Consider the following 18507-nt stretch of genomic DNA (forward strand, 5'->3'; position numbering starts at 1 on the left):
TTTTCTACTACTTACAAACTAAAATGTTCAGCAATCGTACTCAACGCATGCACCGGGAAGAATGACAGGGCAGCTACAATGAAGATAACCGCAAAAGTCATCACAGCAAATGTAACCGTATCCGTCTTCAGTGTACCGGCACTTTCCGGGATGAACTTCTTCTGCGCCAGCAAACCGGCAATGGCCACCTGCCCTACAATCGGGATAAAACGGCTCAGAATAAGCACCCAACCGCAAGCGTAGTTCCAGAAATAAGTATTATCTCCCAGTCCCTCGAAACCGGACCCGTTATTAGCTGCACACGAAGTAAACTCATACAATTGCTCGCTCAGCCCGTGGAAACCCGGATTATTCAGCCAACCACCCTCGCTTGCCACAAAGTCGGGATGATGAGCAAACAGATACGTGGACAGAGCCGTTCCTACCAGAATCACAAACGGATGAAGCAACGCCACAACGGTCGCAATCTTCATTTCGCGTGCTTCCACCTTCTTACCGAGGAACTCCGGTGTACGCCCTACCATTAGTCCGCTGATAAACACGGCTATAATTATAAATGTATAGTAGTTCATCCAACCTACCCCGACACCACCGAACCAAGTGTTAATCTGCATATTCAGCATCTCCATCAGTCCGCTGAGCGGCATCGTAGAGTCGTGCATACCATTCACCGAACCGTTGGAAGTGACGGTAGTCGTAATACTCCACAAGGCTGTTGCAGCCGCACCAAGCCGTACCTCTTTTCCCTCCATCGCTCCGCCATCCTGCGCAATACCCAGTTCGTCAATACGCGGGTTACCGTTCATCTCCTGATAGACATTGATGCCGACACCCGTCAGATAGGCAAAGAGCATTACACCGAATATACTATAAGCCAGTTTCTTACGATTGGAATAGAAACCGAGTGCGAAAACCATTGCCATCGGTATGATCAGGATAGACCAACATTCTACCATATTAGACAGATACGTAGGATTCTCCAACGGATGTGAAGAGTTTACACCGAAATAACCGCCACCATTGGTTCCCAGTTGTTTAATAGGCACAATGGCTGCCGCAGGTCCCTGCGATACCAACTGTTCCTGTCCTTCCAGCGTGGTCACCTCCATCTTGCCGTCGAATCCCATCGGAGTACCCTGAAGAATCAGGATAAAGCCCACAATCAAAGAAAGAGGCAACAGGATACGTGTACTACTTAATACAAGGAAGTTCCAGAAGTTACCTATTGTCTTCGTTGTCTTTGCACTGATGGACTTCATGATACCTGCCATAGCCGCCATACCCGTTGCCGCCGTAATAAACTGGAACAGCATGATGACGAACAATTGCGTAAAGTAAGTTAATCCGCTTTCACCGGAATAATGCTGTAAATTACAGTTCACCATGAAGCTGATGCAGGTGTTGAATGCTTGGTCCGGTGTCTGCGGCCCGTTACCGTCGGGATTCAGAGGCAACCAGTGTTGAGTAACCAGCAGCACCATGCCCCACACAAACCAGAAAGCGTTTAATATCAGAAGCGCTTTCAGAAACTGTTTCCAGTTCATCTCTTCGGTGGGGTTGATGCCACACACTTTAAAAATAAGTCTCTCAATCGGCTTCATGAAGTCCGACCATGTCTTTTGTCCTTTATAGACTTTTGCAATATACTTTCCCAACGGATAAGCCAACGCCACCATCAGGACTATCTGCAAGATTACACCTAAAATCTCTGTGTTCATTTCTCTAATTCATTAATAAAATGATACCTTAATTGTCAATTGCCTAAAACTTTTCCGGTCTCACAAGTACATACATCAAATACCCGAAAACCGCAATACCCAATACAAATAATGTTATATACATAATCTTTCTCTCCTTCTTAAATCTTTTCAAACCAATCCACACATTTCCAGAACAGCCCGAAAGCGAGCAACCCGCTCGCGAGGCAGAAAATAAATGAAATCGTTATTCCCATGTCTTTTACCTTTTATCAGATTAATACTATTACTTTGTTTGCCACAACAATGCCAAAGACGTGCCAAAAGCGAGAGAAGAGCCTTAACAATCTGATTTACAATAAGCTGACAATTCCATTACAGCCAATCCGCCTCCGCCCCACCCTTCCAAAATGAAAGGGTGCCCTATCAAAACAGAAAACGGCAGAACCCCAAAAACCAACCCGGACGGCGATGGCAATTTAGAAGAGAACCCGCTAGGATAGACAGCACGCACAAAGGCAGGAAGACAGAAATCCCTTTCGGACAGTAGATTAGTGCTGCTGGAAGGGAATTTTAATGGTTAAGTTGATAAAGGATAACAGGTCTACAGAGACAGATAAATCAACTGTATTTATTTTTAGCCAATGCTTTTTCTATGGTTTCTCCGATAGATTTACTACATTTGCATCAGCCACATAAAACGTGTTAAAGCATGGAAAGAACCTATATTAATGAATTTCATAAGCAATGGATAGAAAGCACCTTGAAGTCGATAACCTCTTGGCAGAAGCAGCCCATCTCGTTAGAAGAGAAAAAGAAGCAACAGGAAATGCTGAACCGCCAGAGGGATATAAGAGAGGGCAAATACTCTTTCTTTATCTTACCTCAATAAAGGCGGGGAGAATGAAGTTTTCACCGGTAATGAAGATATTGTATTCAAATTGAATAACTTTGAATATGCAGGTGATGACCTTACCAACTTCTTCATCCGAATAGAAGCACATAACCATTTCTTCTACAATGTAGCTTACACTTTAGTAGGTTTTGCCTATAATAGTATGCATGAGTTTTGTGCTGTATTAGTTCAGCCTTATGTTAGGGCAAAGCGAGAAGCTACGGAAGATGAAATAGCAGATTACATGGAAGCATTAGGCTTTGAGATGGACTATGAAGATGAATACCATAATGAAGAATATGAAGTTTTTGATGCTGTTCCTGATAATGTTCTTTATGGAATAGATAATAAACTATACTTCATAGATACCCAAATCAGACTGAGATTAAGGCATATTGAGTGATATATAGCTTTTCCTCCTATTCGTTTATAATATAGTATCTTATCTCTTTCTTGTTAAACAATACAAAGATAGCAATGTTTTTCCGAAAAGCCCGTCTCGGCATGCCCCGAAATGCAAGCCTAAATCTTATATTCCTCTATCTTCCTGTACAGCGTTGTCAAGCCGATTTTCAACAGTCGTGCCGCTTCTGTCTTATTCCCTTTCGTATATTCTAGTACACGGGCAATGTGACGGCGTTCCATAGCCGAAAGCTCAAAGCAGCCGGGCATGCCGTCGTCCGATTGCTCGTAATGGGCATTCTGAATCTCCAACGGTAAATCTGCAATATCCAGACGATCACCTTCGCAAACGATGAGGCTGCGCTCTATCACATTACGCAACTCGCGGATATTCCCTTTCCAGGGTTGTTGTTCCAGTGTACTGAGAAATTCGGGAGTAATCTCATTAATGGCACGCGACAGTTGTGCTGAGAAGTTCCGTATAAACGCCTTTGCCAGCAGGCGGATATCTCCCGTACGCTCGCGCAGCGGCGGCAGGTGTACTTGGAATACGCCAAGCCGATAGAAGAGGTCTTCACGGAAACGCCCTTTGGCTATCTCTTCCGGCAGATTACGGTTGGTTGCCGCAATAATACGCACATTGACGCGTGTCGGTTTCGTATCGCCTATCTTGATATATTCTCCTGTTTCGAGGATACGCAACAACTTGGCTTGCAGTTCAAAAGCCATCTCACCGATCTCATCCAGAAAGATGGTGCCATGGTTCGCCTCCTCAAACAAACCCTTCTTATCTTTCAACGCTCCCGTAAACGAACCTGCCTTATGCCCGAACATCTCACTTTCCAGCAGCTCCTTACTGAACGAGGAACAGTTCACAGCCACAAAGTTCTGCTTTGCCCGCTTACTATTATAATGAATGGCTTGGGCAAATACCTCCTTACCCGTTCCCGTTTCTCCCGTCAGTAACACAGGAACATCGGTCACCGCAACCTTCCGTGCAAGCAATACCGCTTCTTTCAGTGATTTGGATTCTCCCAAAATGGACTCGAACGAATACGTCTGTCCCACTTTCTTTTCAAGCTTTTCCAAACGGACATTCATCCGCGCTTTCTCCATGGCACGGCTGATGAGGGGAATTATCTTATTATTGTCATCTCCCTTTGTGATATAGTCGAAAGCTCCGTTCTTGATGGCTTGTACGCCATCGGGAATATTGCCATGAGCCGTCAGGAGAATGACTTCCACATTGGGAGCCGCCTTTTTGATGGACAGCACCAGATCCACCCCATTTCCATCGGGCAGGAAAACATCACACAAAGCTACGTCGGGGGTTTGGAGTTCCAGTTGTCGTAGGGCAGCCCTGCAATCACCAGCCTGACAAACTTCATATCCTTCTAATTCCATCATACGCGCCAAAAGGGTACGGATTTGTACCTCGTCATCAACGATTAAAATCTTACTCATATCTTATTCGGATAAGTGTTTAAACTGATAATGGTAAAAACAGGGTGTGCAAATATAAAACTTTTCCGGAATACGAGCGGCACATCTTTTGAACTTTTATAATAGAGGAACGGAAAGCAACTGAATCTCCTTTATAGCTTAACTCCATATATACAAGGAGATAAGGATTCAGACAACCTCCACACCTTACGGACAAATCTCTTCCATTTTGATAAAATCACCCTGAAATGGAAAGGAAAAATAAACTTCCGGTAAGCATCATTCAATAAATAACTAAAAAAATGAAGAATATGGAAATCTGCAAATTCAATGGAAATTCAACAGCATCCGTAGAAGGAATGCAACATGTTGCCAAACTGATTATGAACAACCAGCCTACGATAGCAATACTATCGGCAGCAGAGGATGTCACTAAACACCTGGACGAAATAGCCGCCTGCTTCTTCAACCGTAATACTGAGGAGGCGCACGAGAAGATCACCCGGCTGGAATTCTACTTCATTGACTTCGCCAATGAGCTCCTCACGGATGATGAAATCAAGCATCAGGCCATCCGGTGCATACTCGATAGTTTCCAGGCTATCTGGAAGTATTGCCTGGAACCCTTTACCTCAACCGACGAAAAAGACATTCTGGCACAAGGAGAACTACTCACCAGTACATTAATGAGTCTTTATCTTCAGGAACAGAAAGTCGATAATGCCATGCTTTGTGCATTCGACTTTATACGCATAGGTACAAACCGAGAAGTGGATATCGAATACATAGAGCAAAAACTGGATAAGCAGCTGAAACTCTACCCTGGCACTCACCTGTTTATCACCCAGGGAAGTATCTGTAAAAATGCTTTTGGCGAAACCGATTACCTGAAACAAGGCGGCAGCGATTATACGGCGGCCCTCATTGGCGTGGCCTTGCATGCAAAAGAGATAAAGCTATGGACAAACTTTGCCATACGCAACAACGACACATTGGTCATAAAGGACGCTGGTACAATCCGGAACCTCAGCTTCAGCGAGGCGGAACGTCTGATCTATTTCAATCCGCAAATTCTGCATCCGTTCTGTCTTGCTACAGCATGGAAAGGAAACGTTCCTATTCATCTGCTCAATCCAATGAATCCGACGGCGGAAGGAACTTACATTTCCGATAATTTGCAAAATGGGGAAGCTGTAAAAGCTGTTGCAGCAAAGGACTCAGTGGTTTATATTCGCCTTGAGTCAAACCATACGCTACGGCCTTATCTGTTTATCAGTAAGATTATGGAAATCTTTGCCAAATACCGGACAAATCCCTGCCTGCTGACTTCATCCAATGATAATATATCAATTGTGACGGATAACAAGGAGTTCCTGTCCCGTATTCTGCGTGAACTGAACAGATATGCCCGGATATGGGTAGAGGACCGTATGTCCATTGTTTCGGTTGTGGGTAATATGAAGTCTTCGTGCATCGCCATGGAAAGCCGGATTATTGATGCACTGAAGAATATCCCGTTGAGAATGATTTCGTACGGAAGCGACGAGAATGATGTATCAATTGTGGTCAGGGGAACAGATAAAGCAGAAGTACTCCGGTTGCTCGATGAAAAGTTACTGAAACCGGAGTACTTCGGAAAAGCTTGTTAGAGGAAGATCTCTATGAAAAGCGTTCCATTATTTCCATACACATACGTCCATTATGGTACGGGCATTTCCAAAAACCCGCTTTATCATCGCCGGTATTTACCGTACCATCTGCACGTATACTCCAGTACCATTCACCATTCTGGGGGTCTATCAGATTCTTCTTGATAAATTCCCAGCAACGGAAAGCTTTCTGTAAAGCTACCTCATCATCAAAGTATTGGTAAAGGTTGATGTGTCCTACTACATTTTCAGCCTGTACCCACCAGTGACGGTCTGTATCCGTCCTTTGCTTCGTAAGAAAAGTTTCATAAACCATAGCCCCGTCAGGTGTCAGGCCTTCATCGGCAGCGGCAGCTATAAACTCAACCAATGGTTCCACCTTTTCCAACAGAGCCTCATCTCCCAGCACCAGCGCTGCTTCATGAATCAGCCAGGAAGCTTCAATGTCATGTCCATAGGAAACAATGCGATATTTACTGTTCCAGTTTTCATCAAAGAAAAGCTCCAGGTGTCCGGTCTCAGCATTCAATATCTTATCGATAAAAATCTCTATCAGGTTACAAAGCTGACTTTTCAGCGAATCATTCTTCCATACACGATAAAGATTAGTATAAGGCTCCAGAATATGCAGATGGGTATTCATGGTTTTACATTCATTCTCATCTTTATCGCTCAGACGCATATCGGCAAGCTCACTCCATCCCCGGGTAAGGGCTTCACAATATCCATTCTTTACGGAATCGAAGCTATACCTTTCAATATCTTCAAACAAGCGGATAGCATAGTCCAAGGCCTCCTTATCACCTGTAGCACGATGGTATTCACTTAAGCCATAAATTGCAAATCCGATGGCATATATTTGTTTTTTGGTATCCAACGGATTCCCTTTATAATCGAGTGACCAATAGATACCACCGAATTCTTTATCATAAAAACGGTCAATGATGATTCGCTTGGCACGGGTTGCTGTAGTCAGATATTCTTCATTTCCTAACAAGCGGTAAGCAGCCGAAAATGTCCAGAGAATACGTGCATTCAAAATGGCCCCTTTCTCTGCTTCCGGCATCAGGATGCCTGTTCCCGTAATACGGCCATAAAATCCTCCGTTCACTTCATCTTTCATTCTGTTCATCCAAAATGGAAGGATGTTGCCTATCAACTCTGCTTCCATTTCTTTTCTCATACTCTTGATGTCCATCATTCAATTTGCAATTTAATCATTTACAAATACCAATTATTTCCCGTCATTTATAGCTGGGCAGCCCGTATCTTCTTCAGTTTTTCATCAACCTCTGCAACACGTTTCTTTGTCAACGGATAAAAGTATACGACTATCATAGCCAAAACGGCCACGGCAGCCGGTATCCAACTCATCAGCAAATTCAGTCCGGTCAAGGCTTCTTCTGTTTGTACTGCTCCCTCGGCCGTATTGTAACCGAATGCAGCCAGAATCCACATAACGGCAGCCCCCCCAAACGCACCGCCAAACTTCTGCGCCATAGATGAAGAAGAGAAAATGAGTCCTGTTGAAGCCGTTCCGTTTTTTAGTTCGGCATAATCTGAAACATCCGCATACATACTCCATACCAACGGAGATACAATACCTGTGCAAACAGATATGACGACTTGCATAGCCAGCATCAACCAAAAACCTGATGGCGTACAAGGCAGGTAAAAGAACAAAATACTTAATACTGCCAAAGCAGCCATAGTCGAAATATAAGTAGATTTCTTACCTAATGAACGGGAAAGGGGAACCGCTAATACAACTCCAATCATATTTGAAACTTCTCCGACACTCAGAAACAATCCGGCATAAAACAAGAGTGAAAAGTCACCCAAACTTAAGAATATGCCATCACCTATATAATCTTTGAAGAAGTATGCGGCTGTAGCACCGCGCACCGTGCTGAATAGATTAGAACACAAAGCCGCACCGATAAGTAGCCACCAAGGAACATTAGCGAGTAACGATTTAATATCTTTTCCGATAGAAACCGTAGAGATACTCTTTATGTATTCCCGCGTCATACTGAAACAAAGTAAGAATATGACGAAACAGAATGCAGCAATCACAATCATGGAATACTGCCAACTTACGGTCAACGAACCCGTCATTTCCTTAAACCAGGCACATAACGGTTCCCAGGCAAACAAAGCAATAAAACTACCACCATAGGCAAAGAACATCCGGTAAGAAGAAAAAACAGTCTTCGTGTCCGAATCATCCGTCATTACCCCCAACATAGCTCCGTATGGAACATTGATAGCTGTATAGACCGTCATCATCAGCATATAAGTGATGTATGCCCAGACAAGTTTACCCGTTGCGCCAAAGTCAGGAGTTGTAAACAGCAACACACCGCAAACAGCAAACGGAAGAGAAATCCACAGTAAATAAGGACGGTATTTTCCCCAACGGGTTTGTGTCCTGTCTGCTATCACTCCCATCATCGGATCGGATACAGCATCCCAGATGCGTGTTACCAATAACAAAACCCCGGTATCCGCTAAGCTCAAACCATATATATTTGAATAAAATATGGGCAGATAGTAGGAGAATATCTTCCAAAACATAGAGGAAGACATATCACCGAAACCGTAGCCAATTTTCTCTTTTAGTGCTGCCATATCTTCAGGTTCTTATCAATAAGTTTCTTCAGAGTCTCTACGGAGGCGAAAGAAGATAAACCGTCAGCCGGCGTGTTCATACAGTAATCGACCAACTTATCCACTGTGGAAGTAGCCACATGCATCCGTGTATCCGAAGAAGCATAATAGATAAACACCTTACCATCTTCATCAGCAATCCAACCATTAGTAAAAAGCACGTTACTTACATCACCGATCCGCTCTTCTCCCACAGGTGCCATAAAATAACCACCAGGAGCGGCAATAAGTTTTGTCGGGTCATCCAAGGCAGTCATATACATATAAAGTACATAACGCAATCCGGCAGCACAAGCACGTACCCCATGAGCCAGATGCAACCAACCTTTCGACGTTTTTACCGGATGAGGACCTTCTCCATTCTTCACCTCTTTAATGGTATGATAATAGCGGTAATCTATAATCTTTTCCTCTTTCACTTCTGCATGGGTCATGTCGTCCACCAAAGCCCAACCAATACCGCCACCGCTTCCGGCATTAATAAATCCATCTTGCGGACGGGTATAAAGGGCATATTTTCCATCTACAAATTCCGGATGAAGCACTACATTACGTTGCTGGCTTCTGGATTTTAAATCAGGCAAACGCTCCCAGTTCTTCAAGTCTTTTGTACGGGCAATGCCGGCCGTAGCAGTAGCTGAAGATAAATCACCCAAAGGTGCATTATCATCATGGCGTTCGGCGCAGAAGATACCATAAATCCAGCCATCTTCATGGGCCGTGAGACGCATGTCATAAATATTGGTAGCCGGAATCAAATCCTCAGGCATAGTTACGGGATAATCCCAAAAACGGAAATTATCGATTCCATTCGGACTTTCCGCAATCGCAAAAAATGATTTCCGGTCGGCACCTTCCACACGTATCATCATCAAGTATTTACCATTCCACTTAATAGCACCTGAATTAAGGGTTGCATTAATGCCGATGCGCTCCATCAGATAAGGATTGGAATCTTCATTCAAATCATATCGCCAGAAGACAGGTGCATGTGCCGCCGTCACTACCGGATATTTGTAACGTGTGAAAATACCGTTTCCACCCTCTACCGGCTCATTTTTTCTTGTTATCAGCTCTTCGTGTTCCTGAAAGAGTCTCTTTACCTTATCACTAAAAGTTTCCATATTGATAGTTTTTCTTATTTATACAAAGAGTTTACATCTGCCGCAAACAAGGTTTTAGGATGCTTATAGAATTCTACAAAATCATCAGCAGAAATCTGTCCCGGATAAGGGGCATAGAAATGAGTAACACGCTCACGGGCATTGCGCCATACCAATACATAAGCTATCGGATATTTCTCAATGGCAGGCAGCAAAGTTCCGGTCCACCATTTCGAATCGGGAATACCCTCATATCCGGTTTCAGTGATAGCAATTATTTTATTGTGTACTTTACCGATGCTATCTATAATGGCAAGCGATTTTTCAAGATTTGCAATATAACTATCACGATCGAATTGATAAGTATCGAAGCCTATTACATCAACCAGATCATCTCCCGGATAACGTTTCAGGTATTGTACGGTATCTTGTGGCTCGGAACCGGGGGAGTAAGCATAAAGAGCATTATTCACACCATCTTCACGAAGAATATCCACCGTCATATGCCAGAGTGCTTTATATTCTTCGGGAGTACAGAGTTTCTCACCCCACCAGAACCAACTACCTGTATGCTCGTGCCATGGTCGGAAAAGTACGGGGACTTTTACTCCATCCTCTGTCTGCAGAGAATTAATAAAGGCAGATACTTTACTTACCCAGCCGGTGAATTTTTCATGATTGCTTCCTCCAGGAAGAACTGACTTCACCACTGTTGTATCCGATACATCCCAAGAGTCTCCACCTGTCAGCGGATTACGTAAATGCCAACTCAAAGAAGACATTCCTCCTCTTTTATATTGGTTCAGTATTTCTCGACGAATCTTACTGAACGGAACATTATCCAGGCTCACTGTATCACCCAGTTCTATATGTCCCAGATCGAAACTGATAACAGCGGGATAATCTCCGCACACGCTTTTTACGTCGGAGCGTCCCTCTTCACCATCCCAGCCTATACCATAGTTAGTATCATCATGATGTCCGAACATAATCCCTTTAGATGATACTTTTTTAAGGTTAGCAAGTAAATTCTCCGTTTCTGTTGTACGCATAGAAGACGAACTAAAATTTGACTGTTTCTGACCCGGTCCACATGCTACAAGAGCAGTAGTGGCCAATGTTAACGCAATCCCTTTAAGCTTATTCATTTTTATACTATTTAGATTCCCATTTATTTTACACGACAAAGATAGCTGACTGTAAACGGATAAACTGATACAATTTTATCTCTTTTTTGTCTTTATCTGCCACACTTATTATTATATTTCTCCACTGCCTGATAAAAAGCTTCAATATTGGCAAATGGAACTTCCGGAGGGGTATCACAACCACTTGAAATTACAAAATTCGGATATGAAGATGTGCGATTCAGAAGCTCCTCTGTCTGACGGACAACTACCTCCGGCAAGGCCATCTTGAAAATACCAACCGGATCCAGATTACCCATAACCAGTACATCTGCAGGACAAGCTTTCAGTGCTTCTACCATATCAGCCTTATTTCCAAAATGATATCCTTTGGCACCGGTTTTCAACATAGCAGGAGTACAATGTCCTGTATTACCACAGTTATGAAGAATCACTGCAAACGAATCATCTTGTACCGCTTCAATGATCTGTTTTACATATAACGAAGAATACTGAAAACAATCCTCATCAGAAAGTAAGCCTGCCGCTGGTTCTGCCATTACGACTCCGGCCACTCCTGTTGCCTTTATTGCCTGACAATAACTAAGAAGGAATTCCGTACATTTTTCAAGCAATAAAGTAGCAGTCTGAGGTTCAGTATATATCGCCATCATTATTTCAGTCATATCAAACAACCGTCCGGCAAGTGAATAAGGACCTATACAACCGGCAAAGACAGGTTTATTTATTCCAGCAGCAGCCAAAGCATTCGCCTTCAGATACTGGGGAACTCTGGCATTATCCAAGGAAGGAATCTGTAATGCGTCCACATCTTCAAATGAAGTCAACAAACGGCCTGTAACCATAGGAACTTCATGTTCACTCATACAGAGTTGAGCCCCGAAAGCTTCTGCTTCTACAGTCAGGTCCATAATAGCAGTACATGCCATAGCTTTGGGAAAACGCTCATTCAAAGCACGAATAGCTTGAAAATGAACTTCACCATCAATCACGGCATCCAACACTTTCTTACCTAATAATTCAATACCCGGATGGGTCATGATAGGCATAGACAAACTTTTATCGGAAGCAATTATATCTTTAATCCATTTTGATACATTCATGGGAATCATTTTTTTAATTTATTTCTATTCTTATAGCAATCTATTTTACCACAAAGCTCACAGCCATATTTACGTTTCACGATTCTCTCACCTACAGCAATTACTCCACTTACCGATTTAATGGGAGACATTAGAGAGGACTCACTCAAAAGAACTCCACAAGGTTGTTCCGGCAGTAAAGAAAATAAAAACTTTTGCTGTGTCACATGCCAACCGCAATATCCCGGACTATATGGATGACTTACACCATATCCCAGTGGCAAAACATGGCTTTCAACTTTACTACACACTTCGCGTACAACTGCCTCCGCAATTGCAGAGCCCAAGGAATCAAGCAAAAACTCCTGCAAAATATCACCGGAAGATTTTACTTCATGCTGGAACTGTTCGAACTCCTGTCCGGCAGTAGCTATAAACAGTACGTATCGATCAGCATCCAACAAATAGGGAGTAATAACTGTACCGGTATGCAGCTCCGTCCCACCTATGCCTATATGATTTTTAGTTGCCGGACTGGCTTCAAAAAAAGCATAAAGGCAATGTGGACGGCACCGAACAGCAATCTCTTTTTTCAAAAGATCAAGTTGCTTTAGCATCTCTTCATCCGGGACATAACCAACTCCTATTGAAAGATAAATATCTTCCGAATTAAGTTGAAGTGCATTCCAAGGTAGCTCGTATTGATAAATCTCCCTATTCATCATAAGATTCTTTTCAAAAATTAATTTGCAGCAATAAGTTTTTTGGCCATTACAACAGCAGCGTTGGCATTACTGGTATATGCATCGGCACCTATTGCTTTTGCAAAAGCATCATTCACAGGAGCTCCTCCAACCATGATCTTCACCTTTCCTTTCAATTCGGAAGCTTCAACGGCTGCAACTACTTCCTTCATATAGTTCATGGTCGTGGTAAGTAGAGCCGACATACAAATAATATCCGCCTTATTCTCCAGAGCAGCACTGATAAATTTATCACTCGACACATCAACCCCCAGATTAATAACTTCAAAGCCACACCCTTCAAACATGGAAGCTACAAGATTCTTACCGATATCATGCAGATCTCCTTTTACAGTACCTATCACAATCTTCCCAATATAAGAATCGCCTTGTCCCTGCATCAAAGGTTTCAGGACATCCAAAGCACCACGCATGGCACGGGCACTCATCAGAAGATTCGGAACAAAAACTTTACCTGCCTCAAAACGACTTCCGATTTCCTCCATCGCTTTAATCATGTATTGGTTTATAATTTCATGAGGAGTCATTCCTTCTTCAACTGCTATTTTGGTTACTTTTACTGCATCTTCCAGTTTACCTACCAAAATTGCATCATATAATTCATTCAGATTATTCATTATTACTTTTCTATATTTAAGTTATTAATTTCTAAGACTTTTCAAAGTATCAAACAAAGCAACTACATTTTCAATCGGAACATTAGCCTGTATATTATGCACTGCATTAAAAATAAAACCTCCATCACGTCCCAGGATCTCACACTGTCCTATCACATGGCGACGGATCTCATCGGGAGTACCAAAGGGCAATATTTGTTGCGTATCGATTCCCCCACCCCAAAAAGTGAGTTGAGAACCAAACTCTTCCTTCAGCCTATGTGAATCCATATCTTTGGCATTAATCTGTACCGGATTGATAATATCGAACCCCGCCTCTATCAAACCCGGAAGGATAGGAATAATAGCCCCACATGAATGTTTGAAAACTTTCCATGTAGTATGCTGATGTATCCAGTCATTCATACGACGATAATGAGGCAACCAAAGTTCTTTGAACGTATCAAGAGAACAGAACTGAGATTCCTGAGAACCGAAATCAGTTCCACAAGTCAGTACAACATCGACTTTATCTCCCAATGTATTCCAAAGTTTTTCATAGTTGGCTATCGCGATATCAATCTCTTTCTCAAATACCTGATGGAGATAATCCTGACGCATAGCTGTCGACATATACCATTCTACGACACTACGGATACCTTTCGGCTCTTTCAATCCCATACCCGGAACGAATGCTACATCCCCTAAAGCCGTCCCTCCAAAACTGGCTACTACGGCTTTTCCTGAACCAGACACTTTATCCACTAGTTCTTTGTAGTAAGCAAGGTCAGCATCCGTCAACAATGTAAACTCTTCAACATTATCTTCGGGATTCAATTTTTCTTCATCAATAGGTTGCTGTCTTTCAATGGCATTGATAAAATAACATCCTTTGGGCATCACAGCACTGGGAGGATATGTTTTATCACCACCGGCATAAACATAAACATCTCCCTGGCTATCCGGCGTAAGATTCATACTCAAAGGAACTAATACACGCTGTCCCCACGGAGTGACCTGTTCGTGAAGTTGTGTGGTATCCAGATCAAATATATCCTTCGCTCCACCAATACCTATACAATCTACTCCCAACAGTTCTGCAAGTTCCTCATCAACTTCACCCAACATTTGAAAAGCATCCACTATTTTCACAGGTTTAGACTCCAATCCATAATGGTTTCGTAAAGCTTCTACAATACGGCAATGAATACCTGTCACTGCAGTAGAACCAAAATCAACCGGAACATAATCAGTATTCTGATGATTCAGCGCCTGGAGCACTCTATCTCTTGATTTACTCATGATATTTACATTTTAAAAGTATATCTTTTGGTTATCTCAATTTCTTTTTGCTGATAAATTTGTTCAGAAGAACCACCAAGCATCAATGTAAAACGACCAGGTTCTACAGCCCACTCTTCATTTTGCATATAGAGTGCCAGTGATTTCTTATCTAACCGGAATGTTATTTCCTTTGTCTCACCAACTTTCAAATGTATCCGTTGAAATCCACATAACTGCTTAAAAGGAGTAGTAAAGCTGGCCACTTCATCACGAAGATAAAGTTGAACGACCTCATCTCCATCCCGTGAGCCTTCATTCCGTACCTTCACTGAAATATTTACCAGGCAGCTATCTTCTGCTTCTACAACCTCCGCCTTCAAGTCCGAATAATTGAAAGATGTATAGCTGAGTCCATAACCAAAAGGATAGCGAGGTGTCCCCTCTTCTTCTATGTATTTACTGCGGTTTCCTTTCCGTTTTGTATTATAATATACCGGAAGCTGTCCCACAGAGCGTGGTACTGAAATAGTCAAGCGTCCGGCTGGATTATAATCACCGAACAATACATCGGCAACTGCATTTCCTCCTTGCATACCCGGATACCAGGCGTCAACGATAGCATCGACTTCTGCTTCAATACCTTCCAGTAATAAGGGGCGCCCTTTAATCAATACCAATACAATAGGTTTATTTAATTTTCCCACTTCTCGTATCAGTTCCCGTTGTCTTCCCAGCAACTCAAGAGTAGAACGGTCATAGCCCTCTCCACTCTCCATATCACTGATATGACTATCAGAGACTTTTGCTGCACCCGTTTCTTCATACTTTGAAGAAAAATCACGGGCACTGGAACCACCCATCACCATTACAACCACATCCGACTGCCGGGCTGCTTCTATTGCTTCCTGAAAACCCGATTTAGAAGAATCACGCACAGCACACCCTTTAGCATATATAATATGTGTATCATTGGAAACTTTCTGACGGATACCATCCAATACCGTAACTACCGAAGACTCACTTTGAGGTGCCGTATAATCTCCCAGCATATTGTATATATTATCAGCATTCGGACCAATAACCGCAATAGTCTTCGTCTTTTTATTCAAAGGGAGCAACTCATTCTTATTCTTTAATAAAATGATGGATTGACGAGCTACTTCACGAGCCAATTCCAGATGTTCTGTTGATGCCACGACTTGTTCCGGTTCCCGCTCATCAACAAAAGGATGATCAAATAAACCCATATGGAACTTTAGAGCAAGTATCCGGCTGACAGCTTTATTAATCACAACCTCCTGTACATCTCCCCTTTTTACGGCATTTACCAATTGCCCGGCATAAACATTTGTTCCTAAATCACTATCCACACCCGCATTTACAGCTTTCACTGCTGCCTCATAATCCGTATCTGCAACTCCATGTTCCCGAAGCCCTCCGATTGCATAAAGATCAGAAACGACAAAACCTTTAAATTGCCAACGTTCTTTCAATAATCCGGTTAATAAATTAGAATTAGCAGTACAAGGAATACCATCGATTTCATTATAGGAACTCATCACAGACAATGCTCCGGCAGCAACAGCTTCCCGGAAAGGGGGATAAATAGCTTCTTCCATTTCCCGATTACCAACATGGGCACTTCCTCCATTATGTCCGCCTTCTGTCCAGCCATAAGCAGCAAAATGTTTTAAAGTAGCGATTACTTTACCTTTAGTTCTTGGAAACTCACCTTGGAAACCTTTTACTAAAGCAGCCCCCATCACGCCATTGAGATAAGCATCCTCACCATACGTTTCTTCTACCCTGGACCAGCGGGGATCACGGGCCAAATCAAGTACCGGACCATAACCGATATGCGCTCCCTGTGCACTTGCCTCAGTAGCAATAGCACGCCCCATTCTTCTGATTAACTCAGGATTCCAGGTACTGGCCTGCCCAATAGACGTCGGAAATACAGTTGTTCCGATAGCCATGTGTCCATGCGGACACTCTTCTGCCAAAAACAGGGGAATTCCTAAACGCCCATGTTCAATTGCATATTTTTGAAGCATATTTGAAGCCTTGGCTGCCAATGCAGGAGTTAACCCGGTAGTCAACGTACGTTGTGTCCATGGGTCAGCACGCATAAATCCCCAAAGCGAACCAGTGTGATACTCTTCAATCTCCCGAACCAATTGCTCAGTCAGGCAGATTGTATTCCCTTGGCGCTCATACATCGGCCATCCTAAAGAAGTAAGCATCTGGCCGACTTTCTCTTCTAGAGTCATCTGAGAGAGTAAAGCACGGACACGTTCTTCTACTGCAAAAGCAGGATTCTCATAGATATCAAGATGGCCGTTCTTATTCAGATCATAGTAGGATATTCCTGTTTTTTTATCTTTCTTCGGCTTAATATAATCTGCTCCTACTAATTGACCAGATACCATCAAGCCTAACAAAACTGAACATATGACTTTTTTTTTCATTTCATCTGAGTGATTTGGTTTATTTCATTCACGATATCCGCAACAAGCTTCACTGTAGTGTCGGTATCATATACAGAATTCAACCCCTGCTCTTCTTGTCCCGGGTCCCCCATATAGTCATCTCCCTTTTGCCAGAAAAGATGTTGCGGTTGTGCAAATCCTCCCCAAGCCCAGAAGTTGCATCCTTGAAATACACTTTTTTGTATAGCATGCTCTTTCACTATTTCAAAAATTTCTCCATAATACCTATCCCTTAGAGCTGTAGAACTTTTCCTATCAAACATTACACTGTCTCTCGGCAGTCCAAATTCTTCAAGAACTAACGGTTTATTCATTTTTTGTGCTTCCGCAACATGTACATCGATATATTCACGAGTATTTGCAATGGCTTTATCCAAGGTTCCCGGAATATCAGTCTTATCTATCCACCCCCAATTATTCGGCCAGATGTGAATCGTTGAATAATCTATATTGATATCCTGATGGAGTTTCACCCACAAACCCAAATCTCCTTCACAACCTGCCATACCTTCCGAACCAACAGAGATCAAGTGGTTAGGGTCAATAGACTTGATAAGTGCAGCACATTCAGCTATCCATTTAGCAAAGCTCTCCTTATTTTCCTCACCAAACGGACGGGGCTCATTACCTATCTGCCATGCCATGATAGCCGGATCATCACTGAATTTCAGCTTAGTATAGCGGTTAACACGACTTACAACCTGACGTACATGATTCTCAAATAATTTATGGGCTTTCTCTGATTTTGCATACTGAGCAACATAGTTTGAAAAGGCATTCCATCCTGCCACTTTAGGCATAGGTACTTCACCATGACCACTCCAATAGAGGTATTGTGAATATCCTCCGGACCACTCCCAACTGTTATTTAAGAACAATACGGCGTGCATACCTCTTTTGCCCAACTCCGACAGGAAGAAATCTAAGCCATCAAAAATAGTATCATTATACACACCGGGAGCCGTTTGAAGCGCTGGTTCTGCTTTTGTCATAATTCCATCTATTCCATCTGCGCCAACTAATACACGCAAATTAGTAATACCATTGGCTTTCATGAAATCAAGTTCTTTAAGCAGACGTTCCCGATTACCGCCTTGCCCCTGTGATCCTAATATAGCGGCATACCAAAAATTAGTGCCAATATAATAATACGGTTTATCATTGATAGAGAAACGTCCATCAACAATCTTCACAAAATTATCTGTCTGCGTAGGTGCTTTCACACATGCTCCCAACAGCAGAAGAGTGAAAAAGAGAATACTTATCTGTTTCATGGCTATTTGTT

General features: G+C 42.7%; 14 protein-coding genes and 1 pseudogene. 2 read left to right on the plus strand and 13 right to left on the minus strand.

Features of this window, described 5'->3' with window-relative positions:
- Positions 1–11: 11 nt before the first annotated feature.
- Both kdpA and kdpF read right to left on the minus strand, forming a co-directional pair.
- Complete coding sequence (gene kdpA, locus BACINT_RS02430) at positions 12–1718, minus strand: potassium-transporting ATPase subunit KdpA (protein ID WP_007660287.1); 1707 nt, start codon at positions 1716–1718, stop codon at positions 12–14.
- A 43-nt stretch (positions 1719–1761) separates the two neighbouring features.
- Positions 1762–1842 carry a K(+)-transporting ATPase subunit F gene (kdpF, locus tag BACINT_RS24805; RefSeq protein ID WP_115503135.1) on the minus strand — a complete coding sequence of 27 codons (81 nt, stop codon included), beginning with the start codon at positions 1840–1842 and terminating at the stop codon, positions 1762–1764.
- Between the two features lie 602 nt (positions 1843–2444).
- Here kdpF and BACINT_RS02435 point away from each other — a divergent pair.
- Positions 2445–2995: pseudogene (locus BACINT_RS02435) on the plus strand (putative polyvalent protein kinase domain-containing protein).
- Between the two features lie 119 nt (positions 2996–3114).
- Here the strand turns inward: BACINT_RS02435 and BACINT_RS02440 are convergent.
- The gene (locus BACINT_RS02440; RefSeq protein ID WP_007660300.1) at positions 3115–4458 is read right to left on the minus strand and encodes a sigma-54-dependent transcriptional regulator; all 1344 of its coding nucleotides are present in this window, start codon (positions 4456–4458) and stop codon (positions 3115–3117) included.
- A 290-nt stretch (positions 4459–4748) separates the two neighbouring features.
- Here BACINT_RS02440 and BACINT_RS02445 point away from each other — a divergent pair, with 290 nt between their 5' ends.
- Positions 4749–6086, plus strand: coding sequence for an amino acid kinase family protein (locus BACINT_RS02445; RefSeq protein ID WP_044154706.1), 1338 nt, complete (start codon positions 4749–4751; stop codon positions 6084–6086).
- Between the two features lie 10 nt (positions 6087–6096).
- On the opposite strand, the gene BACINT_RS02450 is transcribed toward BACINT_RS02445, so the two are convergent.
- The 10 genes from BACINT_RS02450 to BACINT_RS02495 form a co-directional block, all read right to left on the minus strand.
- Positions 6097–7284: an AGE family epimerase/isomerase gene (locus BACINT_RS02450; RefSeq protein WP_044154707.1), complete on the minus strand. Its 1188-nt coding sequence runs from the start codon at positions 7282–7284 to the stop codon at positions 6097–6099.
- A 50-nt stretch (positions 7285–7334) separates the two neighbouring features.
- Entirely contained in the window at positions 7335–8717 is a 1383-nt protein-coding gene (locus BACINT_RS02455) for an MFS transporter (protein ID WP_007660303.1), read from the minus strand.
- Complete coding sequence (locus BACINT_RS02460; RefSeq protein WP_007660304.1) at positions 8705–9880, minus strand: glycoside hydrolase family 130 protein; 1176 nt, start codon at positions 9878–9880, stop codon at positions 8705–8707. Before BACINT_RS02460 ends, BACINT_RS02455 begins: the two co-directional genes overlap by 13 nt.
- Before the next feature lie 14 nt (positions 9881–9894).
- Positions 9895–11007, minus strand: a complete 1113-nt coding sequence (locus tag BACINT_RS02465; protein ID WP_007660305.1) for a glycoside hydrolase family 26 protein — start codon at positions 11005–11007, stop codon at positions 9895–9897.
- Between the two features lie 92 nt (positions 11008–11099).
- The gene (locus BACINT_RS02470) at positions 11100–12110 is read right to left on the minus strand and encodes a methylcobamide--CoM methyltransferase (RefSeq protein WP_044154708.1); all 1011 of its coding nucleotides are present in this window, start codon (positions 12108–12110) and stop codon (positions 11100–11102) included.
- A gap of 5 nt (positions 12111–12115) precedes the next feature.
- Positions 12116–12814: a vitamin B12 dependent-methionine synthase activation domain-containing protein gene (locus BACINT_RS02475; RefSeq protein WP_007660308.1), complete on the minus strand. Its 699-nt coding sequence runs from the start codon at positions 12812–12814 to the stop codon at positions 12116–12118.
- Positions 12815–12831: 17 nt separating this feature from the next.
- A complete protein-coding gene (locus BACINT_RS02480; RefSeq protein ID WP_007660311.1) occupies positions 12832–13470 on the minus strand; it encodes a corrinoid protein in 639 nt (212 codons plus the stop codon).
- A gap of 24 nt (positions 13471–13494) precedes the next feature.
- Positions 13495–14751, minus strand: coding sequence for a uroporphyrinogen decarboxylase family protein (locus tag BACINT_RS02485; RefSeq protein WP_007660313.1), 1257 nt, complete (start codon positions 14749–14751; stop codon positions 13495–13497).
- Positions 14752–14756: 5 nt separating this feature from the next.
- Positions 14757–17201 carry a glycoside hydrolase family 3 N-terminal domain-containing protein gene (locus BACINT_RS02490; RefSeq protein WP_007660315.1) on the minus strand — a complete coding sequence of 815 codons (2445 nt, stop codon included), beginning with the start codon at positions 17199–17201 and terminating at the stop codon, positions 14757–14759.
- Entirely contained in the window at positions 17198–18496 is a 1299-nt protein-coding gene (locus BACINT_RS02495) for a glycoside hydrolase 5 family protein (RefSeq protein ID WP_007660317.1), read from the minus strand. Before BACINT_RS02495 ends, BACINT_RS02490 begins: the two co-directional genes overlap by 4 nt.
- Positions 18497–18507: the final 11 nt, after the last annotated feature.

This window comes from Bacteroides intestinalis DSM 17393 (genome assembly GCF_000172175.1).
Lineage (GTDB): Bacteria > Bacteroidota > Bacteroidia > Bacteroidales > Bacteroidaceae > Bacteroides > Bacteroides intestinalis.

Excerpts from the sequence above, each read along its gene's own strand:
- BACINT_RS02440 (WP_007660300.1), bottom strand. The coding sequence starts at position 4,458 with ATGAGTAAGATTTTAATCGTTGATGACGAGGTACAAATCCGTACCCTT.
- BACINT_RS02470 (WP_044154708.1), bottom strand. The coding sequence starts at position 12,110 with ATGAATGTATCAAAATGGATTAAAGATATAATTGCTTCCGATAAAAGT.
- BACINT_RS02465 (WP_007660305.1), bottom strand. The coding sequence starts at position 11,007 with ATGAATAAGCTTAAAGGGATTGCGTTAACATTGGCCACTACTGCTCTT.
- BACINT_RS02445 (WP_044154706.1), top strand. The coding sequence starts at position 4,749 with ATGGAAATCTGCAAATTCAATGGAAATTCAACAGCATCCGTAGAAGGA.
- BACINT_RS02480 (WP_007660311.1), bottom strand. The coding sequence starts at position 13,470 with ATGAATAATCTGAATGAATTATATGATGCAATTTTGGTAGGTAAACTG.
- BACINT_RS02450 (WP_044154707.1), bottom strand. The coding sequence starts at position 7,284 with ATGGACATCAAGAGTATGAGAAAAGAAATGGAAGCAGAGTTGATAGGC.
- kdpF (WP_115503135.1), bottom strand. The coding sequence starts at position 1,842 with ATGTATATAACATTATTTGTATTGGGTATTGCGGTTTTCGGGTATTTG.
- BACINT_RS02485 (WP_007660313.1), bottom strand. The coding sequence starts at position 14,751 with ATGAGTAAATCAAGAGATAGAGTGCTCCAGGCGCTGAATCATCAGAAT.
- BACINT_RS02475 (WP_007660308.1), bottom strand. The coding sequence starts at position 12,814 with ATGATGAATAGGGAGATTTATCAATACGAGCTACCTTGGAATGCACTT.
- BACINT_RS02455 (WP_007660303.1), bottom strand. The coding sequence starts at position 8,717 with ATGGCAGCACTAAAAGAGAAAATTGGCTACGGTTTCGGTGATATGTCT.
- kdpA (WP_007660287.1), bottom strand. The coding sequence starts at position 1,718 with ATGAACACAGAGATTTTAGGTGTAATCTTGCAGATAGTCCTGATGGTG.
- BACINT_RS02495 (WP_007660317.1), bottom strand. The coding sequence starts at position 18,496 with ATGAAACAGATAAGTATTCTCTTTTTCACTCTTCTGCTGTTGGGAGCA.
- BACINT_RS02460 (WP_007660304.1), bottom strand. The coding sequence starts at position 9,880 with ATGGAAACTTTTAGTGATAAGGTAAAGAGACTCTTTCAGGAACACGAA.
- BACINT_RS02490 (WP_007660315.1), bottom strand. The coding sequence starts at position 17,201 with ATGAAAAAAAAAGTCATATGTTCAGTTTTGTTAGGCTTGATGGTATCT.